This window comes from Flagellimonas yonaguniensis (assembly GCF_029193885.1).
Taxonomy (GTDB): Bacteria; Bacteroidota; Bacteroidia; order Flavobacteriales; family Flavobacteriaceae; genus Flagellimonas; species Flagellimonas yonaguniensis.
This window is the reverse complement of sequence record NZ_JARFVB010000003.1, coordinates 279,258-299,783: the sequence shown is the minus strand read 5'-3', so window position 1 is coordinate 299,783 and position 20,526 is coordinate 279,258. Positions and strand designations below refer to the sequence as shown.

At 42.7% G+C, this 20,526-nt stretch carries 17 protein-coding genes; 6 read left to right on the top strand and 11 right to left on the bottom strand.

Annotated features, from left to right (window positions below; genetic code table 11):
- Positions 1-117 precede the first annotated feature (117 nt).
- From asnB to PY092_RS07720, 3 genes are all read left to right on the top strand, one after another.
- Complete coding sequence (gene asnB, locus PY092_RS07730) at positions 118-1,788, top strand: asparagine synthase B (RefSeq protein ID WP_275615269.1); 1,671 nt, start codon at positions 118-120, stop codon at positions 1,786-1,788.
- A gap of 257 nt (positions 1,789-2,045) precedes the next feature.
- Complete coding sequence (gene gyrB / locus PY092_RS07725) at positions 2,046-3,986, top strand: DNA topoisomerase (ATP-hydrolyzing) subunit B (protein WP_275615268.1); 1,941 nt, start codon at positions 2,046-2,048, stop codon at positions 3,984-3,986.
- 72 nt (positions 3,987-4,058) lie between these two features.
- Positions 4,059-5,069, top strand: a complete 1,011-nt coding sequence (locus PY092_RS07720; protein ID WP_275615267.1) for a DUF6588 family protein — start codon at positions 4,059-4,061, stop codon at positions 5,067-5,069.
- A 77-nt stretch (positions 5,070-5,146) separates the two neighbouring features.
- On the opposite strand, the gene PY092_RS07715 is transcribed toward PY092_RS07720, so the two are convergent.
- Positions 5,147-5,518, bottom strand: coding sequence for a hypothetical protein (locus tag PY092_RS07715; protein WP_275615266.1), 372 nt, complete (start codon positions 5,516-5,518; stop codon positions 5,147-5,149).
- 245 nt (positions 5,519-5,763) lie between these two features.
- On the opposite strand from PY092_RS07715, the gene mdh reads away from it, so the two are divergent.
- Together mdh and secDF are read left to right on the top strand one after the other, a co-directional pair.
- Positions 5,764-6,690 carry a malate dehydrogenase gene (gene mdh, locus PY092_RS07710; protein ID WP_275615265.1) on the top strand — a complete coding sequence of 309 codons (927 nt, stop codon included), beginning with the start codon at positions 5,764-5,766 and terminating at the stop codon, positions 6,688-6,690.
- 224 nt (positions 6,691-6,914) lie between these two features.
- Entirely contained in the window at positions 6,915-9,881 is a 2,967-nt protein-coding gene (gene secDF / locus PY092_RS07705; RefSeq protein WP_275615264.1) for a protein translocase subunit SecDF, read from the top strand.
- A 70-nt stretch (positions 9,882-9,951) separates the two neighbouring features.
- Here the strand turns inward: secDF and PY092_RS07700 are convergent, their stop codons facing one another.
- The 8 genes from PY092_RS07700 to exaC all read right to left on the bottom strand — a co-directional run bounded on the left by PY092_RS07700 (position 9,952) and on the right by exaC (position 17,209).
- Positions 9,952-11,415: a glycosyltransferase gene (locus PY092_RS07700; RefSeq protein ID WP_275615263.1), complete on the bottom strand. Its 1,464-nt coding sequence runs from the start codon at positions 11,413-11,415 to the stop codon at positions 9,952-9,954.
- Positions 11,416-11,679: 264 nt separating this feature from the next.
- On the bottom strand, positions 11,680-12,930 hold the full coding sequence (locus PY092_RS07695) for an ATP-binding cassette domain-containing protein (RefSeq protein ID WP_275615262.1): 1,251 nt from the start codon (positions 12,928-12,930) through the stop codon (positions 11,680-11,682).
- Positions 12,931-12,960: 30 nt separating this feature from the next.
- Positions 12,961-13,485, bottom strand: a complete 525-nt coding sequence (locus PY092_RS07690; protein WP_275615261.1) for a GNAT family N-acetyltransferase — start codon at positions 13,483-13,485, stop codon at positions 12,961-12,963.
- Complete coding sequence (locus PY092_RS07685) at positions 13,486-13,977, bottom strand: DUF192 domain-containing protein (protein WP_313790212.1); 492 nt, start codon at positions 13,975-13,977, stop codon at positions 13,486-13,488. It lies immediately after the preceding gene.
- Between the two features lie 4 nt (positions 13,978-13,981).
- Positions 13,982-14,944: a prolipoprotein diacylglyceryl transferase gene (gene lgt, locus PY092_RS07680; RefSeq protein WP_275615260.1), complete on the bottom strand. Its 963-nt coding sequence runs from the start codon at positions 14,942-14,944 to the stop codon at positions 13,982-13,984.
- A 68-nt stretch (positions 14,945-15,012) separates the two neighbouring features.
- Entirely contained in the window at positions 15,013-15,234 is a 222-nt protein-coding gene (gene yidD / locus PY092_RS07675; protein WP_127139112.1) for a membrane protein insertion efficiency factor YidD, read from the bottom strand.
- A 63-nt stretch (positions 15,235-15,297) separates the two neighbouring features.
- On the bottom strand, positions 15,298-15,684 hold the full coding sequence (locus PY092_RS07670; protein WP_275615259.1) for a DUF779 domain-containing protein: 387 nt from the start codon (positions 15,682-15,684) through the stop codon (positions 15,298-15,300).
- Position 15,685: 1 nt separating this feature from the next.
- Positions 15,686-17,209, bottom strand: coding sequence for an acetaldehyde dehydrogenase ExaC (exaC, locus tag PY092_RS07665; protein WP_275615258.1), 1,524 nt, complete (start codon positions 17,207-17,209; stop codon positions 15,686-15,688).
- A gap of 212 nt (positions 17,210-17,421) precedes the next feature.
- Between exaC and PY092_RS07660 the strand changes: the two genes are divergently transcribed.
- Entirely contained in the window at positions 17,422-18,330 is a 909-nt protein-coding gene (locus PY092_RS07660) for an AraC family transcriptional regulator (protein ID WP_275615257.1), read from the top strand.
- Here PY092_RS07660 and cysS read toward each other — a convergent pair.
- Together cysS and folE are read right to left on the bottom strand one after the other, a co-directional pair.
- Positions 18,327-19,808 carry a cysteine--tRNA ligase gene (cysS, locus tag PY092_RS07655; RefSeq protein WP_275615256.1) on the bottom strand — a complete coding sequence of 494 codons (1,482 nt, stop codon included), beginning with the start codon at positions 19,806-19,808 and terminating at the stop codon, positions 18,327-18,329. The genes PY092_RS07660 and cysS overlap by 4 nt on opposite strands.
- Positions 19,809-19,823: 15 nt before the next feature.
- Positions 19,824-20,507: a GTP cyclohydrolase I FolE gene (folE, locus tag PY092_RS07650; protein ID WP_275615255.1), complete on the bottom strand. Its 684-nt coding sequence runs from the start codon at positions 20,505-20,507 to the stop codon at positions 19,824-19,826.
- Between the last annotated feature and the right edge of the window lie 19 nt (positions 20,508-20,526).

Here is a 20,526-nt window from a genome sequence, read left to right as displayed (position 1 = left end):
ATTATTTATACTTATTTATTAAAAAAATGATAAAATGTAACTTAAAATAATTTTAGGGTTTTATATATTAATCTTTAAGTTCATTTTTGTTTCGAAATTGTTATTAAATCTATTTTTATGTGTGGTATAGTATGCGCATTTGATGTGAAGGAAAGTACGGAAGTACTTAGGCCCCAATTGTTGGAGATGTCGAAGAAAGTAAGGCACCGTGGGCCCGATTGGAGTGGTATTTACTCCGATGACAAAGCTATTTTGGCCCATGAAAGATTGGCCATTGTGGACCCTGCTTCAGGAAAGCAGCCATTGTTCAGTGCAGATGGTAAATTGGTTTTGGCCGCCAATGGTGAAATATATAATCATCAAGAGTTGAGAAAGCAGTTTGATGGGAAATATGATTTTAAAACCCAATCGGACTGTGAAGTTATTTTAGCCCTATATCAAGAAAAAGGTCCGGCCTTTGTGGATGAAATGAACGGAATCTTTGGTTTTGCCATTTACGATTCCGAAAAGGATGAGTATTTCATCGCCCGTGACCATATGGGAATCATTCCCTTGTATATTGGTTGGGACAAGAATGGAACCTTTTACGTGGCTTCCGAGTTAAAGGCTTTGGAAGGAACTTGTTCCAAAATCCAACTATTCCCTCCAGGACACCACATGCACAGTTCCGATGGCGAATTTGTGAGATGGTACCAGCGCGATTGGATGGAATATGATGCTGTAAAGGAAAACGAAACCAGTATTCAAAAAGTAAAGGACGCTTTGGAGGCTGCTGTACATCGTCAGTTGATGTCAGATGTGCCTTATGGCGTATTGCTATCGGGTGGGTTGGATTCTTCCGTTACTTCCGCAATTGCCAAAAAATATTCTCAAAAACGTGTGGAGTCCGGTGATACTGTCGATGCATGGTGGCCGCAATTGCACTCTTTTTCAGTAGGATTGGAGGGATCGCCCGATTTGGCTGCAGCTCAAAAGGTGGCCGATCACATCGGAACGGTGCATCATGAAATTAAATTTACCATTCAAGAGGGCTTGGATGCCATTAAGGATGTGATCTACAACTTGGAAACTTACGATATCACAACCATAAGGGCTTCGACTCCAATGTATTTAATGGCTCGAGTGATCAAATCCATGGGAATCAAAATGGTTCTTTCTGGTGAGGGGGCGGATGAGCTTTTCGGTGGATACCTGTACTTCCACAAAGCACCAAGTGCAAAGGATTTTCATGAAGAGACAGTAAGGAAATTGGATAAGCTCCACATGTACGATTGTCTCAGGGCCAACAAATCCTTGGCTGCTTGGGGTATTGAAGGACGTGTTCCATTCTTGGACAAAGAATTTATGGATGTGGCGATGAGCATCAATCCAAAAGATAAGATGATCAACGGGGAACGCATGGAGAAATGGGTGGTAAGAAAAGCCTTTGAGGATTATTTGCCCGAAAGCGTGGCCTGGAGACAGAAAGAACAATTTTCGGATGGTGTTGGATATAGTTGGATAGATACCTTGAAAGCTTTGGTGGAAGAGGAAATTACGGATGAGCAATTGGCAAATGCCCATTTCAAATTCCCGATTCAAACCCCAACCTCGAAAGAAGAATATTATTATCGTTCAATTTTTGAAAGTCATTTCCCATCGGATGCGGCAGCATTGAGCGTACCACAGGAGCCATCGGTGGCCTGTAGTACCAAGATTGCCTTGGAATGGGATGAAGCTTTCAAGAACATGAACGACCCATCGGGAAGAGCTGTGGCTAAGGTTCATACCGATGCGTATGTGAAATAACCCCCGTTTAAACCAACCAAACGATATGAAGCAGAATTTCTAAAATTAGTTTCATTTTTAATTAGTCCGAAAAGCCCCTTGCCCAAGGGGCTTTTTAGTGGTTTGAAGGGAAGTGGCCGAACCCGTGTTGAATCAGTCTGTTTTCCACAGGATTTGTTGATAACTTAAGCTGTTCAATGGGCTCTTAGAGGGCATTTGCACGGGGTATTGATTATATTTGTAAGATTTGAAAAATTGAGGCAAATACTTAAAAATATATGAGCGAAGAAGCGAAAAAGAAACAATACTCGGCGGATAGTATTCAGGCCCTTGAGGGAATGGAACACGTACGTATGAGACCTTCCATGTATATTGGGGATGTAGGGGTCAGGGGATTGCACCATTTGGTGTACGAAGTAGTGGATAACTCCATTGATGAGGCCATGGCCGGGCATTGCGATAAAATCGATGTTGTCATCAACGAGGACAACTCCATAACCACCCAAGATAATGGTAGGGGTATCCCCGTGGACTTGCACAAAAAAGAAGGCGTTTCTGCATTGGAGGTCGTTATGACCAAGATTGGTGCCGGTGGTAAGTTCGATAAGGATTCCTATAAAGTTTCCGGTGGACTTCACGGTGTGGGTGTATCCTGTGTGAACGCTTTGTCATCAAAATTGAAAGCCACTGTTTATAGGGATGGAAAGATTTGGGAGCAGGAATATGAGAGGGGAAAGACCCTTTACCCTGTAAAAAGTGTTGGTGAGAGCAAGGAGACAGGTACCATCGTAACTTTTGTTCCGGACAATACCATTTTCACACAGACCACCGAATATAGTTATGAGACCCTTTCCAACAGGATGCGTGAGCTTGCCTATTTGAACAAAGGGGTGACCATAACGCTGACCGATAAAAGAAATAAGGACGAAAAAGGGGAATTCATTTCAGAGACTTTTCATTCAAATGAAGGTCTTAAGGAATTCATCAAGTTCTTGGATGGTACACGGGAGCCATTGATTCAGAATGTCATCTCCATGGAAGGGGAAAAGAACGGCATTCCGGTGGAAGTCGCCATGGTGTACAATACAGGTTACACCGAGAACTTACATTCCTATGTGAACAATATCAACACACACGAAGGAGGTACACACCTTTCCGGTTTTAGAAGGGGATTGACATCAACCCTTAAAAAGTATGCCGACAACTCGGGAATGCTGGACAAGGTAAAGTTTGAAATTTCAGGAGATGATTTCCGTGAAGGACTTACCGCCATTGTTTCCGTAAAAGTGGCGGAACCACAGTTTGAAGGACAGACAAAGACCAAATTGGGTAACCGTGAGGTGACCAGCGCAGTGAGTCAAGCCGTTTCCGAAATGTTGACTGATTATCTGGAGGAAAACCCAGATGATGCCAAGCAAATCGTGGAAAAGGTGAAATTGGCAGCACAAGCAAGGCATGCCGCTGCAAAGGCCCGTGAAATGGTCCAGCGCAAGAATCCAATGAGTGTCGGTGGATTGCCTGGAAAATTATCGGATTGTTCCGAGCAAGACCCGACCAAATGCGAAGTGTTCCTAGTAGAGGGTGATTCCGCAGGGGGTACGGCCAAGCAAGGTAGAGACAGGAATTTCCAGGCCATTCTTCCGTTGCGTGGTAAAATCCTCAACGTGGAAAAAGCCATGCAGCACAAGGTTTTTGAAAATGAGGAGATCAAGAATATTTACACTGCCTTGGGTGTTACCATAGGAACTGAAGAGGACAGTAAAGCTTTGAACTTGGAGAAACTGCGTTACCATAAAGTAGTGATCATGTGTGATGCGGATGTCGATGGTAGCCACATTGAAACTTTGATTTTGACTTTCTTCTTCCGTTATATGAGGGAGTTGATTGAGGGAGGTCACGTTTATATTGCCACACCGCCACTTTATTTGGTGAAGAAGGGAGCTAAAAAGCGTTATGCTTGGAATGATAAGGAACGTGATGAGATAAATAAAGAGATGAATGGGGGAGCAAGTATCCAACGATACAAAGGTCTCGGGGAGATGAACGCCGAGCAACTTTGGGATACTACGATGAACCCGGAATTCAGGACATTACGTCAGGTAAGCATCGATAATGCCACGGAATCAGACCGAATATTCTCTATGTTGATGGGTGACGAAGTGCCGCCACGACGTGAATTCATAGAGAAAAATGCCGTTTATGCAAATATAGATGTATAGATAACAGGTGTTTCACAACAAAAACTCGCCCTTCAAAGGCGAGTTTTTTAGTTTTGGGAAAAATCTCACATCATGAAAAGAATAATTTTAATAGTAGCACTGGTTTCCGTGACCATGGGAAAAGCCCAAGACCTGAACGATATTTTTGTGTCAGGTGTAGCGGATGCCGAACGATTTGCCAATGCATATTTGTCGCCTGTTTCAGAAGGTGCCATTTACAGTATTTCCAACGGATGGTACAATACTGCAGATGCCAAACCTTTGGGAGGATTTGAAATCTCCATTATTGGAAACATGACAGGGTTTAAAAATAAAGACGATAAGAAAGCTTTTTTGCTGGACCCTGCTGATTATGAGAACTTGGATTTTGTAAATAATCCCGGTCAAGCCAGAATGGTCTCTACCGCTTTGGGGGATATCGAAGGGGTCGAAGTTTTTGTGGAGGATGAAATCAGTTTGTTCCGTGAAGAGTTTGAACTCCCTACGGGTCTTTCTGCCGAAAATCTCAACTTTATCCCATCAGGATATCTTCAAGGGAGCGTAGGTCTGATAAAAGGACTTGAAGTAAAGGCACGTTTTTTACCAAAAATCAAATTTGATGATGATGCAAAAATAGGACTCTTCGGAGCTGGATTGCAATATGACTTTACCAAGATGTTGCCAGCGGACAAGGTGTTGCCCGTAGCTATCTCAGCGGTCATAGGGTATACCAATTTAAATGGAGAGTACGATTTTACAGATTCTGATTTTATAGATGGTAGCAACCAACGAATCGACGCAAAATTCAAAACATGGAACTTCAGCGCTGTAGTTTCCACAAGGAATATCCCTGTCATCAACTTTTATGGGGGTGTTGGATATATTACAGGTAAATCCGATATTGATATGCTGGGTACTTATGAGGCCAATGGACCATTCTTTTCAGAAACCGTTGTAGATCCATTTTCCGTTTCCGAGAAAGCAAGTGGGGTTTCCGCCAATTTGGGTACAAAATTAAAACTGGGCTTTTTTAGGCTCAATGCAGAATACAATATCTCTGAATTCAGTACTTTTACCTTTGGTGTCAACTTCGGGTTCAGGTAGAAAAAGACCAAATCAATCAACCAATAAAGAAGGCCCCGATTATGGGGCCTCCTATTTTCATATATGTAGTCTTCACGTCATTCCCTGGTGGCGAAGACCGAGCCATTGTCCAGGGTCAATTGTTCTGGTTCTTTAGCTTTTTCCAAGCTTACGGTAATATCCGTTACTTGAGGATCCCCATAGGTAATGGAATAGGTTCCTTTTTCTTGGGACCATTTAAAATCAGTGTAAAAAATTAATTTGGAGTCGGAATATCTTTGATACCTGCCCAGATATACATCGTTGAAAATCCATTCTTCACGAACAGTACTGGTGCTTTTACCTTCAATACTGGAAGATTCGGTTTTGGCCCAGATACCAAGAATGGGGTCGTGGTTCTCTGGTACGCTTGTACAGTTGCTTATGGCAATTATGCCAACAATGGACAACAATGAAAAGAGCTTTTTCATAGGTCAAGTAGGTTAAAATGATTTTGGGACTAATAGAACGTAAGTTTGTAGGAATCTATTGCGTAAAAAGGATAAAAAATTTGTGTTTGGTTTACACCCCTGTTCAATCGAAATGTTTCCATGCATTTTTTATGTATATCAACTTTGCATGATTTGGTTAAATAAGGCCTCTAAAACTGGTAAAAGTCAGCCTTTTTCTGAGTCAAATGCCTTATTTTTGATGTCTAAAATTTAAATCTATACAAATGAAAGTTACCGTAGTTGGAGCAGGCGCAGTGGGAGCAAGCTGTGCTGAGTACATAGCAATGAAAAATTTTGCATCAGAAGTAGTTTTATTGGATATCAAAGAAGGATATGCCGAAGGAAAGGCCATGGACTTAATGCAAACGGCATCCTTGAACGGATTTGATACCAAAATCACGGGAAGCACCAGCGATTATAGCAAAACTGCAGGTAGTGATATTGCAGTGATCACTTCGGGAATACCACGTAAACCGGGTATGACTCGTGAAGAATTGATCGGGATCAACGCTGGAATTGTAAAAACCGTGGCAACTAGCCTTTTGGAGCATTCTCCCAACGTGACTATTATCGTGGTGAGCAACCCAATGGATACCATGACGTATTTGGTGCACAAAGCAACTGGGCTACCAAAGAACAAAATTATTGGTATGGGCGGTGCTTTGGACAGTGCACGTTTCAAGTATAGATTGGCCCAGGCCTTGGAAGCGCCAATATCAGATGTTGATGGTATGGTAATCGGTGGGCACAGTGACAAAGGAATGGTTCCTTTGATAGGGCATGCTACCAGAAACAGTGTCAAAGTTTCTGAATTCTTGTCCGAGGATAAAATGAACTGGGTGGTGGAAGAGACCAAAGTAGGTGGGGCTACCCTTACAGGTTTGTTGGGAACCAGCGCATGGTACGCGCCCGGTGCCGCTGTATCCGGTTTGGTGCAGGCCATTGCTTGTGATCAAAAGAAAATGTTCCCATGTTCCTCACTTTTGGAAGGAGAATACGGCTTGAACGACATTTGTATCGGTGTGCCAGTGATTTTGGGCAAAAACGGAATCGAAAAAATCGTTGAGATCGAATTGTCTGATGCCGAAAAAGCCAAAATGCAGGAAAGTGCCGAAGGTGTTAAGAAAACCAACGGACTACTGGACGTTTAAAATATATCGACAATAACCAACTGAATTGTCATTTCGGACGTGACCTCGAAGAGATAGACCATCAATTTGTGTGGAAATTTCTGGGTTTGTCCGGAATGACAATTTCATTTTAACAGCATAACCGTCAACTGTAATTGCAATTACATCAATTTCTATTGTCAAATCTTATCGGAAATGATATATTTGCACGCTGTTTAAGAAAACTTCTAAAAAATTAACAATCAATGCAGAATAAAGGACTTATAAGGCTTTTCGCTATCCTTTTTGGCTTGGTGAGCATCTATCAGCTGTCTTATACTTTCATCACTAACAAGTTGGAGGGAGACGCTGAAGCTTATGCAGTTAGCCAAATTTCGGAAGCTGAGGAAGATTATGTTGCAAAGCGTGAAGCTTTAGGGGCATCGTATTTGGACTCCATCAGTGATAACACTGTTTTGGGCTTTACGAGCTATGAGGAAGCCAAGACTAAAGAGTTGAACAAGGGATTGGACCTTAAAGGAGGGATCAACGTTACCTTGCAGATTTCCGTGAAGGATATCTTGAAAGGCTTGGCCAACAATACCAAAAATCCAGTTTTCAACAAAGCATTGGCCGATGCCGATGAAGCATCAACCAATAGTGATGATACTTATTTGGAGCTGTTTTTTGATGCCTTTGACAATATTAAAGGAGATACCAAACTGGCCTCCCCTGATATTTTTGCAAATAAGGGACTCAGCGATGACATCAATTTCCAAATGACGGATGATGAGGTAAAGCCTATCATCAGAAGAAAGATTGATGAATCCATTGTTTCTGCATTTGAGGTACTTCGTGAGCGTATCGACGGCTTTGGAGTAACCCAACCAAACATCCAAAGAGAAGGGAACTCAGGAAGAATCGTAGTGGAGCTTCCCGGTGCAAAGGATATTGCACGAGCCCAAGAGTTGTTGTCCAGTACAGCACAATTGGAGTTCTGGGAAACATATCCACAAAGCAACCAAAGTATCGGAACCTTTTTGGTAAACGCCAATGAGCGTTTGAAAGAGATTTTGGAGCCTGTGACCACTGAAGAGGAAGTTTCCAAGCCAGAATCCGAAATTGATTCCCTACTTTCCGATGTGTCCCAAGACTCTTTGGACATGGCAGAGAATGTTAACCCGATATTGGGAAAATTGATTCCTGCCAACCCCGGTACACACGCCATCGCCCGTGCCATGGTTTCCGATACTGCCGAGTTGGGCGAGTATTTGAGAATGCCAGAGATCAAAAGGTTGTTGCCGAACGATATTCAATTTACCAAGTTCCTTTGGGAGCGTCCGGGCAAAGATGCTGAAGTGGCGGATTTGTACGCACTGAAATCCAATAGGGAAGGTACTCCAAGAATAAGTGGGGATGTGGTTTCCGATGCACAGGACACCTTTGACCAATTCAACAAGCCAGCGGTAAGCATGACGATGAATACGCGCGGTGCGAAAGAGTGGGAGGAATTGACAGGTGATGCCTATAATAACCAAACGGGTATTGCCATTGTTTTGGATAACAAGGTGTACACCGCACCAGGTGTTTCTTCAGGACCTATTTCTGGAGGACGTTCCGAGATTACAGGAACATTTACCGTAAATGAAACCAAGGATATTGCCAACGTACTGCGTGCAGGTAAACTTCCTGCCTCTGCTGAGATCATCGACTCCTTTGTAGTTGGTCCATCATTGGGTCAAGAAGCTATCGACAGCGGATTGATGTCTTTTGTGATAGCGATGCTGTTTGTATTGGTATGGATGATCTTCTACTACGGTAGAGCAGGGGTATTTGCTGATATCGCGCTATTGTTCAACATTCTATTGATTTTTGGTGTGTTGACCAGCCTTGGAGCCGTATTGACGTTGCCAGGTATTGCGGGTGTCGTATTGACCATTGGTATGTCGGTGGATGCCAACGTACTTATTTTTGAAAGGATAAAAGAAGAATTAGATCGTGGTAAAGGAAAAGCCCAGGCTATCGCCGATGGTTTTGGTAACGCATTGTCATCTATCTTGGATGCCAACATTACCACAGGACTAACTGCGATCATTCTGTTCATATTTGGGTCAGGACCTATCAAAGGTTTTGCCACTACTTTGATGATTGGTATCGTAACATCCTTGTTCACGGCCATTTTTGTGACTCGTTTAATGATCAATGCATATACGAACAAGAAAGGCCGTCGATTGGATTTCTGTACTGGAATTACCAAAAACCTGTTCAAAAACTTGAGCATTGATTTCTTGTCCAAGCGTAAAGTAGCTTACATTGTTTCTGGTATCTTGATTGCTGTGAGTGTCTTCTCATTGGCTACCAAGAGCCTTCAGCAAGGTGTGGATTTTGTGGGAGGTCGTTCCTATCAGGTTCGATTTGAACATGCTGTGAACCCTTCGGAGATCGCTGCGGATTTGAATTCGGTATTCGGAAGCGGAACCAACGCCAAAACGTTTGGTGCTGCCAATCAAATTATCATCACAACGAATTATAGGTTTGAGGAAAACGGACCAGAGGTGGATACGGAGATTTTGAACGAAATGTTCACGCATCTTCAAAAATACTTCCCCGATGGAACCAGTTATGATGACTTTAAGCCAGGAGGAACTGCAGAGGATTTGGGAGTGTTGAAATACCGAAAGGTGGGACCAACCATTGCCGACGATATTAAAAAGAGTGCCGTATTGGCCATTATTGGCTCATTGGCTGTTGTTTTCCTGTATATCCTGTTGCGATTTAGAAAATGGCAATTCTCTTTGGGTGCCGTTATTGCGGTATTCCACGATGTAATGATCGTATTGGGAATCTTCTCTTTGACAGGGGACATCATGCCCTTCAACATGGAAATCGACCAGGCCTTTATTGCGGCCATCCTGACAGTAATCGGTTACTCCCTGAACGACACGGTGGTCGTGTTCGACCGTATTCGTGAAATTACGGGATTAAAAGGTTGGGATAATGGTAAAAATATCAACTTGGCGTTGAACAGTACTTTGAGTAGAACATTGAACACCTCGCTTACCACATTGATTGTGTTGTTGGCCATCTTCATCTTTGGAGGTGAGAGCCTAAGAGGATTCATGTTTGCAATGATCGTAGGTGTGATTGTGGGTACGTACTCTTCGGTATTTATCGCAACACCTGTGATGTTCGACTCATTAAAGAAGAAAATTGCTGCTGCTACAGGAGCATAGTTTTTCGTTTTTTTATATTACACTTTATAATAAAGGCCCTCAAAAAAGGGCCTTTGTTTTTTTTGATGGTTTATGTTCTGTTGGCTGATAACGTCTCCAACCACGATAATAATTGACTGAACAAGGTAAAGTTCTGAATCACTCTGAGCTGGCCATTAAAACCCCATTTGTCCCTTTCTTTGGGATGATTGAGCATATAAGCCAATGTTTTGGACAAATTCTCAATATCTGTAGGGTCGGGATTTATTTGCCCTGTTTTGTTATGAACCACTTGATATTTGAGTCCAGCCGCATTTGACACCAGTACAGGCTTTCTTTTCCACATCGCTTCCGTTGCCGTAAGTCCAAATCCCTCTTGAATGGAGTTTTGTACAATGATGCTCGATGTGCGCTGAAGCGCATTTACAATCAAAGCATTCTGTTTTGGATTGTCCAGAGGTAACAGCAAAATGGCAATATCGTTCTGCATGCTTTTATCCACCTTCTTGTAGGTTTCCGTCAATTCCTTTAAAACCTCTTTGCCTTCTGGGTCATCGGACACAAACGCAGGGTCAGGTCCGCCCATAACCAGAAGGGTCATTTCTATGCGTTTGTATTCCAGGCTTTTTGGGTCTCCATTTTTACGGTTGTCCAACTTCATTTTAATGAATGCCTCCATCAACTCCTTGAAACCTTTGAGCCTGTCCCATCGTGAGATTTCGGTCACTATGGGCCGATATATCAAATCCAAGTTTTGATCGGCATCCAACACATCAAAAGAGCCATCGGGCATTACTTTTCTGACCAAATGCTCGTATCTGTGGTAGAGTATGGCTTTGTGGTCGTCCAAAATCCCAGATTGATACAAAATACCAATACACTTGTGCAATTGCAGTTCACGGTTTTTATGGCTCAAGGGATCAATAGCGGGAGGAATAATGGAAGTTCTGTTCTTTAGGGGCTTTGGGACATAAGAGGGAAGACTGAATGCGAAATGGTCATAATCATTTGTGTAGGGCTCCAAAAACTTCCATACGGCATCGGTAACCTCAGTATCCTCTTCCAAACCGATATGGCATCTCCAAATAATGGAAACCCTCTTTTCCTTTTTGATCATGGCAGCCAAGGGCATAGGTTGAGGATCGTGAACCACCACAATATCACCATCTTTGATCAATTCCAATGCCTTGGGAAGGTTGTTTCGGTTGACTTCTTCATAAATCTTGCGATCTTCTTCAGTGAAAACACCCTTGCCGCTTCCATGGATTGCATTGTGGATGCGTTTGGTCAAATCAAAAAAGGCTTCTTTTTTTGCTTCGATCACGAGCCATTCAATGGATACCCCGAGCTCGCGTAGAATACGCATTTGACTGGGGAGCATTTCAGCAACTCCACCTCCAATGGCGGTGGAATTTATCATCCAAATGGTACAGTCTTTTAGTGTGTCAATAGGTTCTTTGGACTGTTCCATAAAATCCAGAACAGAGGAGTAGAGGGAGCCATATGCCTTGTAATCCACAAGTTTGGCGCCAGGCTTGACGTTAATTTTTTGCATGTGCGGGAATAGTTAACAGTTGAATTCCCTTTAAGATAGCAAAAAAACAGATGAGTTGGTTAAATGGTTGTGTTTGAGTAAATTGATATTTCCTCGTTGTGTGTTTTTTAAGGCTTCTTATGCAAAACCCGTCAATTCGAGTAAAATTCCCAAAGGATTTTGTATCGAGAATCGGTTTTGGCTTGAAATTCTGGTTCTCGATACGATTTTTCATTTCTCAAAATCACTCGAACTGACAAATTTCAATCAAATTACATGACTAGCTTAAGATTGTATTTTGATACCTGTTGAGCCTGATTTTGATGGGTGGAGCTCAAATATGTGTTGAGGAGTCAAATGAGGTTCTTTTCTGTGCGACACAAAAACAATGGCTGTATGACTTTCTTTGGCGATTTTATTGACCAAGGTCACAAAAAGATTGGCGCTGGCATCATCCAAACCGGCAGTGGGCTCATCCAAGATAAGAAGTGGCGGATGTTTTACCATGGCACGGGCCATCATTACCAAGCGTTTGTCCCCAACGGAGAGGTCACGGAAATAATCATTATTTCTATCGCTTAGTTGTAAAAGGTTCAGCCATTGGTTGGCCAGTTGTTTTTCGCTATCGGTTGGTAATACATAAAGCCCAATGGAATCATGTAGCCCTGAGATTATCATATTTTCCAGTGTGTGATAGCCTCGAAACTTGTTGGTAACGGCAGGGGTGTAGTAGCCGATTTTCTGTTTGAGGTCCCAAACACTTTCGCCACTCCCTTTTTTATGCCCGAAAATGGTCAGATCTTGGCCGTAACCTTTGTGGCTATCTCCTGTGATCATGGAAAGGATGGTGGATTTTCCGCTTCCATTGGGGCCAATCAGTTGCCAAAATTCACCTTTGTTTATGGTCCAATCAATTTCGTCAAGTACTTGGCGGCCATCATAACTGACGGATACCTTTTTTAGACTGACCAATTCTTCAATTTCGACATCGATTGGAGATAATGGGGCTGGTATTGTACCATCAAAACCATTGGAATCGTGCTCATTTTCATTCCAAAAAGCATCTGGGGATTCATATTGATGCAATGTATCGCCATCCAGTTTGAAAAAGTTTGTTGTGTTGGGCAATATATCATCCAATCTGCTCACTAATTGCACCAAGATCTTGCTGGAAGCAATATCGATGAGTTGTCCTTTTAGTAGGGATTGTGTGGCAACGTCCAAATTGTCAAATGGATTTACCAATACCATAAAACCGGGGTCTTGTCGCAGTAAATAGTTGAGCAGTGCCTTTTTTTGTTCCCCGCTGCTCATCGTTTTTAAGGGTTGCTCGCTATTCTTGGTCAAAATTTTGATGTCGTGACGTTCCTCTTCGTCCATGTACCGATTGATTTCCGAACGTGAAAAAAGAAGTCCATTCAACGGTTGAAGTTCACTCAACCCTTCGACAGGATGTTTCTTGAGCAGGTTTTGGATCAATAGCTGGGTATTGGAATTGTTCTGTGTGAGGATAGCATAGCATTTGGGTCGTTTCATGAGGCAAAAGGTATTGCTTCAAAAATACGATTATCCTTGGTTCACTCTAAAAATATGAACTGGATTATCCTTGTAGGTAGTGGTTTTGTCCAAATGCATGCCGTTTTTTAGTGCCACCTTTTGAGATGGGACATTATCCACATGGATGATGGAGATCAATGAATTTGCGAAGTTGTTTTCGAACGCGTACTCTTTACATTTTTTGGCCGCTTCGAATGCATAACCTTGCAACCAAAATTCGGGAAGTACGGAGTAGCCGATTTCCAGTTCTTGCATGTCGTCGACCGTTTGGACGAGCAAACCACAAATACCGACCAACTCTCCCGATGCTTTTGAAACGAGAGCGTTCATCCCACCCAAATCGTTTTCATAGCGTTCAAAAACCCTATCAAACTGTGTTCTACATGCTACAATGGGGTCTGAGGGAAGTCCTTCCCAAAACTGTGTGGATTTCGGGTTGTGGTAAAAGGGCAACCAATCATCAAAATCAGATGGTTTCAGTCTGCGAAAGACCAATCGTTCCGAAGTCTGATTTTCCAGAAGGTACTTTGACATTTAATTACGGGAAAATGAGATGCTGTCCCCTACTTGTAATCCCAATTGTTCCGAAAGCCCAGCATTGATCTCCAAAACATATTTTGCCGGAGCGTTGGAGGGTAGGCTACTCTCGTTGTAAGGTTGGGCATCTTTTTGAAAGCTGACGATTTTTTGCCCCTCGTCAATGTAAATGATGTCCAATGGAAATTCGGTGTTCTTCATATAAAAGGAACGGGCACTTACATCAGGAAAAATAAAGAGCATACCACGTTTTAGTTGCATGGATGGACGATACATGAGCCCCGTTTGCGTCTCGTACTCCGTCTCGGCAATTTCAATATCGAAATGGGCCTTGGCCCTAATGGAATCTGCTTCTGTGGATAGGATGGAGAGTTCCCCTTCTTTTGTGAAGGATATGGTTTCTGTTTTAATTGCCTTTTTTGATTCGGTTTTGCATGAACCCAATACCAAGATAAAGACCAAAAGCACTATTTTTTCAAGCTTCATCATGCCATTACAGTTCAACGGGTGCAGGTTTTACCATAAAATATATTCCGATAGCTATCATGGGAACACTGAGCCACTGCCCTGTGGAGAGCACTCCCAAAGCCTCTTCGAATCCACCTTGGCTCTTTTTGTAGAATTCGACAAAAAATCGAACCAAGAACAAGAGTGCCATGAACAATCCAAAAAGAAAGCCTGGTTTATCTTTCCAATCCGTTTTCCAGTATATGAGATATAGGGCAATGAACACGAATATATAGCAAATCGCTTCATACAGTTGTGCGGGATGGCGGTAGGGAATGGATTGTAGTATTTCGGAGAATTCCGGATTGTGTTGAATGGCCTTGTAGGCAGCGTTCGGGGTTTGTTCCTTGGTAAGAGCCATGGCCTGATAGGCGGGCATGTCGTCCGAATCGCGAATAAATCGTGTGGCCAAAAAATAAGATTTGTCCACTACTTTTCCATTGATTTCGGAGTTGAAAAAATTCCCGAATCTTACAAAAGCTGCTCCAATGGCTGAAGGAACAACTAACCTGTCCAATAACCACAGCATTTTGATGTCCTTCCATTTACGGGTGTACAACCAAATGCCGATGATGGCCGCTATGGTGGCTCCGTGGCTGGCCAAGCCCGTGAAACCGGTAAACTCATACCCATTGATGATACCAAAAAGAGAGCTGTCGGCACTTTCGCGAATGGGCAGGAGGATTTCGGCCAAATGATCCTTGTAGTAGTCCCAATCATAAAAGAACACATGTCCCAAACGTGCTCCGAGCATAATGGAAACCACGGTGTAAATGAATAGGGAATCCAGTTTTTCCATGGATTTCTTTTCATTCAGGAAGATTTTCTTCATGATGAACCAGCCAAGTACAAAGGCTGCTATCCATAGTAGATTGTAATATTTTATTTGTAAAAAACCCAGTTTAAAGAGGGTTCCTTCGGGGTTCCAGTCAAATCCTAGAAAGTACATTTAAATAAATTTTGGGACTAATATAACGACTTTGAACGGTTGCAGGATGTTAATTAAAGTTCAATTTTTCAGGGAACAGGGTCATAACCGCTTCCTCCCCAGGGGTTACAGCTGACGATACGCTTGATGGATAGCCATCCTCCTTTAAAGAGTCCGTGCTTTTTTAAAGCTTCCAAGGTGTATTGCGAGCAAGTGGGGGAATAGCGACATGTGGAGGGAAACATAGGGGATATAAAAAGCTGGTAAAATCTTACCAACAAAACAAATGGCGCTATCAAAATTTTCTTCATGTTGTCTATGGTGTGAAACAAAGAACAAGGTATGAAAAAGCCCCGAATTTGTCGGGGCTTGGGTTAAACTTCTTCAGCGGGCTGCACGGCCTCCAAATGTTCACGTTCCTCGTCCGTGTACAATCGCGACTTGATGACAAAACGTAGTCCCAACGGAATTTCCAGACTAAAACTGGCACCACGTCCCGTAGTCACATCGACCGTAAGCTGTGTGTGTTTCCAGTATTCGAACTGGTCCTTGCTCATAAAAAAATCACATCCATGGATGGTGCCCAATTTCACATCGTTCTCATTGAGCATCAACTCACCTTTTGGGAAGCACATGGGGGAGGAGCCATCACAACAGCCTCCACTTTGATGAAACATCAATTCGCCATGGCGTTCCCTTAATTGGTCAATGATTTTTATGGCATTGTCCGAAACCATTACACGTTTTATCAATTTTTCCATCCTAGAAAAAGCCCAATTTGTTCTTGTCGTAAGAAATCAGCATGTTTTTGGTCTGTGTATAATGGCTGAGCATCATTTTGTGATTTTCTCTTCCAATACCTGACTTTTTATACCCGCCAAATGGTGCATGGGCTGGATAGTTGTGATAGCAGTTTACCCAAACTCTACCTGCTTCTATCTGTCTCGAAATTTTATACGCTTGGTGCATGTCGCGTGTCCAAACCCCAGCACCCAATCCATACAGGGTGTCATTGGCGATTTCCAAGGCTTCGGCTTCATCTTTAAAGGTAGTAACGCAGACAACCGGTCCAAAAATTTCTTCTTGGAACACACGCATCTTATTGTTTCCTTTCAAAATGGTGGGTTGAATATAGTATCCACCTTCCAGGCCTTCATTGTAGGCAGCTTCACCTCCTGCAAGAACCTCGCACCCTTCCTCTTTTCCTATTTGGATATAGTTCAGGATTTTCTCGTACTGATCATTGGATGCTTGGGCGCCCATCATGGTGGTTGGGTCTAATGGATGTCCCAGTTTGATGGCTTTGGTGCGCTCCACAACACGCTCAATGAACTTGTCATAAATGCTTTCCTGAACCAATATTCTGGATGGGCAAGTACAGACTTCGCCTTGGTTCAAGGCAAACATAACCGCACCTTCCAAACATTTATCGAAGAATTCATCATCCGCATCCATAATGCTTTCGAAGAAAACGTTAGGGGATTTACCGCCCAATTCCAAGGTCACAGGAATGATGTTCTTGGAAGCATATTGCATGATCAATTGTCCTGTGGTGGTCTCTCCCGTGAAGGCGATTTTTTTGATTCGTGAACTGGAAGCCAATGGTTTCCCTGCTTCCAAACCAAATCCGTTGACTATGTTGAGCACACCTGCTGGTAGAATATCCTCGATGAGTTCCATAAGGATCAGGATTCCCACAGGGGTCTGCTCTGCAGGCTTGAGCACCACACAGTTACCTGCGGCCAAAGCGGGGGCCAATTTCCAAGCGGCCATCAAAATAGGGAAGTTCCAAGGGATGATTTGACCTACCACGCCAAGTGGCTCCATAACGTTCATGGAAACCGTGTTGCTGTCCAATTCGCTTACGGAACCTTCTTCCGCACGGATTACTCCTGCAAAATACCTAAAGTGATCAATGGCCAATGGCATATCTGCGGCACGGGTTTCCCGTAAGGCTTTACCGTTGTCCCATGTTTCGGCACGGGCCAAAACTTCCAGGTTATTTTCCATGACATCAGCAATCTTTAATAATAAGTTGCTTCGGAAGGTCGCTGATGAATTGTTCCATTCAGGTGCGGCGGCCCAAGCTGCATCAATGGCCTTGTCCACATCCTCTGCTGTTGATCGTGCAATTTTGGTAAATGCATTTCCATCAACGGGTGAAATATTGTCAAAATATTCTCCCTTGGTCGGTGGGGTCCATTTTCCACCGATGTAATTTTCATACTGATCTTTGAATTTTGGTTTTTCCAAAATACTGCGCTCAGTAGTTTGTACATTGCTCATAATATTCGTTGTTAAAGTTAATTTTATGTGTCGGACAACCTTTGTCCAAGTGACTGATTCTAAAAGTATTGATTTTGAATCCCTAGCATCTGACGAATTCTATTAAAGATATGACCAATTCTCTTTGTTTTTATATTTTTAACAAAATATCATGTCATATTTTTTATATTTAGTAGGTATTTATATAATAAATTAAGGAGTAGATATTTTATATGCAGCTGCCAGAACGATTCTTTAAGGAAAGAAAACTTGAGCATTTGGTTGAGAACCAAACATCATATACGCTGAATAACGCCTCGATGCATGTTTTTGAGACGCATTTACAGGCTGAAAAAGTGCTCCTCCAGTTTGACCAACCTGTGCTGGCCTCTATGCTGATCGGTAAAAAAGTGATGCATCTAAGGGATAAGAAATCATTTAATTTTCTTCCAGGTGAATCTTTGATACTTCCTTCCAACGAAGTTATGTGCATTGATTTTCCTGAAGCTAACGAAGGCAATCCGACACGTTGCCTGGCCATGGCCATTTCCGATGAAAAAATCAATAAGGTCATTAATTTGATGAACGAAGTAATGCCCAAACACGATGGAACCGAATGGGCTTTGATGGATTACAACTACCACTTTACAAACGATGCCAGTATTTATGGCATCATCCAGCGATTGTTGTACTTGTTCACGGAAAACCATCCGTCCAAGGACTATTTTGTGGATAATATGCTCCAAGAGTTGATTATTCGCATTTTGCAGGGCAATACACGTGAAAAATATACCCAAAACGCGTCCAAATTAAGTTCAAACAATAGGTTGGCCTACGTAATCGAATATATTAACCGGCATTTGCACGAACCCCTGTCCGTCAGTGATTTGAGTAAGAAAGCCTGTATGAGTGAATCGCACTTTCACAAGACTTTTAAGGAAGAATTGGGGGTAACACCGATTGACTACATCAATAGCGAACGCATAAAAATGGCCATCAACCTATTAAAAGATCCAGATAGGAAAATAAAGGAGATTTATTTGGAATGTGGATTTGAAAACCGTTCTTATTTTAACCGTTTGTTCAAGCGAAAAATTCACGTTTCGCCAGGGCAGTACCAATCAAAATTTGTGAAGCACTAGTTTACGCTGAAGGTAGTTCCGTCCTTTCCATCTTTAATCTGAATGCCCAATTCAACCAATTGATCTCTGATCTTGTCAGAAGTGGCAAAATCCTTTTTGGCGCGGGCTTCGTTTCTGATATCGATCAATAATTCCATCACTCCATTGAGTGTATTGGAATCATCTTTGGTCATGGACTGATTTTCAATGCCAAGCACATCATAAACAAAGGCTTTGAGTGAACTTGCCAGATCCTCTTTATCTTCCGTGGATATGGTTTCTTTATCCTCTTTGATCAAGTTGATGTGTTTTACGGCCTCGAACAATTGCGCAATCAAAATCGGCGTATTGAAGTCATCGTTCATGGCATCGTAGCATTTTTGCTTCCAGACAGCCACATCAAAATCTGATTTATCGCCTGTTTTCAATTTATCGATGCTATCTAGGGCATCCATCAAACGGTTATATCCTTTTTCGGATGCTTGCAAGGCTTCATCACTAAGATCCAAAATACTGGTGTAGTGGGCCTGCATCATAAAAAAACGGACTACTGCTGGGGTATAGGGCTTGCTCAAAATACTGTTGTCGCCGCTAAAAATCTCTGCAGGATAGATATTGTTGTCCGTGGATTTGGACATTTTTCTACCATTGAGGGTCAGCATATTGGCATGCATCCAGTAATTTACCGGAGATTTTCCTGTGCTGGCCTCTGCTTGGGCAATTTCGCACTCGTGGTGGGGGAATTTCAAGTCCATTCCTCCGCCGTGAATATCAAAGGTCTCGCCCAAATATTTGGTGCTCATGGCAGTACATTCCAAGTGCCATCCAGGGAAACCGTCCCCCCAAGGGGATGGCCAACGCATAATGTGCTGGGGTTCCGCTTTTTTCCAAAGAGCGAAATCCTGTGGGTTTCTTTTTTCGTCCTGTGCGGTAAGCTCACGGGTGTTGGTGATCATATCTTCCAACTTTCTACCGCTTAACTTTCCGTAATCGTGGTCTTCATTGAACTTGACCACATCAAAATAAACAGAACCGTTAGCCTCGTAGGCCAATCCTTTTTCAAGGATTTCCTTGATGATCTCTATTTGTTCTATAATATGACCAGTGGCCGTAGGTTCGATACTTGGGGGCAAAAGGTTGAATTGTTGCAAGGTGTTGTGGAAGTCCACCGTGTAACGCTGTACCACCTCCATCGGCTCGATCTGCTCCAGTTTGGCCTTTTTAGCAATTTTATCCTCCCCTTCGTCGGCATCGTTTTCCAAGTGTCCAGCATCTGTAATGTTACGGACGTAGCGCACTTTGTACCCCAAATGTTTGAAGTATCGGAAAATCATATCAAAAGACATAAACGTGCGGCAGTTCCCCAAGTGTACGTTGCTGTAAACGGTGGGGCCGCAGACGTACATGCCTACGTGACCTTCGTTTATGGGTTCGAATACATCTTTTTTTCCAGTAAGTGAATTATGGATTCTTAAGGTTTGGTCTTTATACAATTGCATTTAAACAGTCGGTGTTTAAAATTCGGTATCCAAGTTGATGTAGTCCAAAAACTCTCTTCGTACTCCTTCATCTTTGAACTTACCGCCGTATTCGGCGGTTACCGTGCTACTTTCAATGTCGCGTATTCCCCTGGAATTAACACAAAGGTGCTTTGCATCAATCACACAGGCAACATCTTCTGTGCCCAATACTTTTTGGAGTTCTTTTACAATTTGGATGTTCAAACGCTCTTGTACTTGGGGCCGTTTTGCAAAATAATCCACAACACGGTTCATTTTGGAAAGACCAACGACTGTTCCGTTTGAAATATAGGCGATATGCGCCCGCCCAACAATAGGGAGTAAATGGTGTTCACAAGTGGAGTAGACCACAATGTTTTTCTCGACCAACATTTCACCATACTTGTACTTATTGTCAAAAGTTGATGATTTTGGCTTTCTGTCAGGATGCAATCCTCCAAAGATTTCCTGTACATACATTTTGGCCACTCGTTTAGGTGTGCCTTTTAAACTATCATCATCCAAATCAAGACCAAGGGTAAGCATTATTTCCCTGACGCTTTTTTGTATTCTTTCGATTTTTTCTTCATCACTCAATACGAAAGCATCCTCCCTCATTGGAGTATCCGTGGATGAAGACCCAACGTGGTCGTTTCCTCTTTCTTCGTATTGCTCTTCCAAAGTCTGTTCAAGTTTCATAGCTACTGCTTAAGGAGAG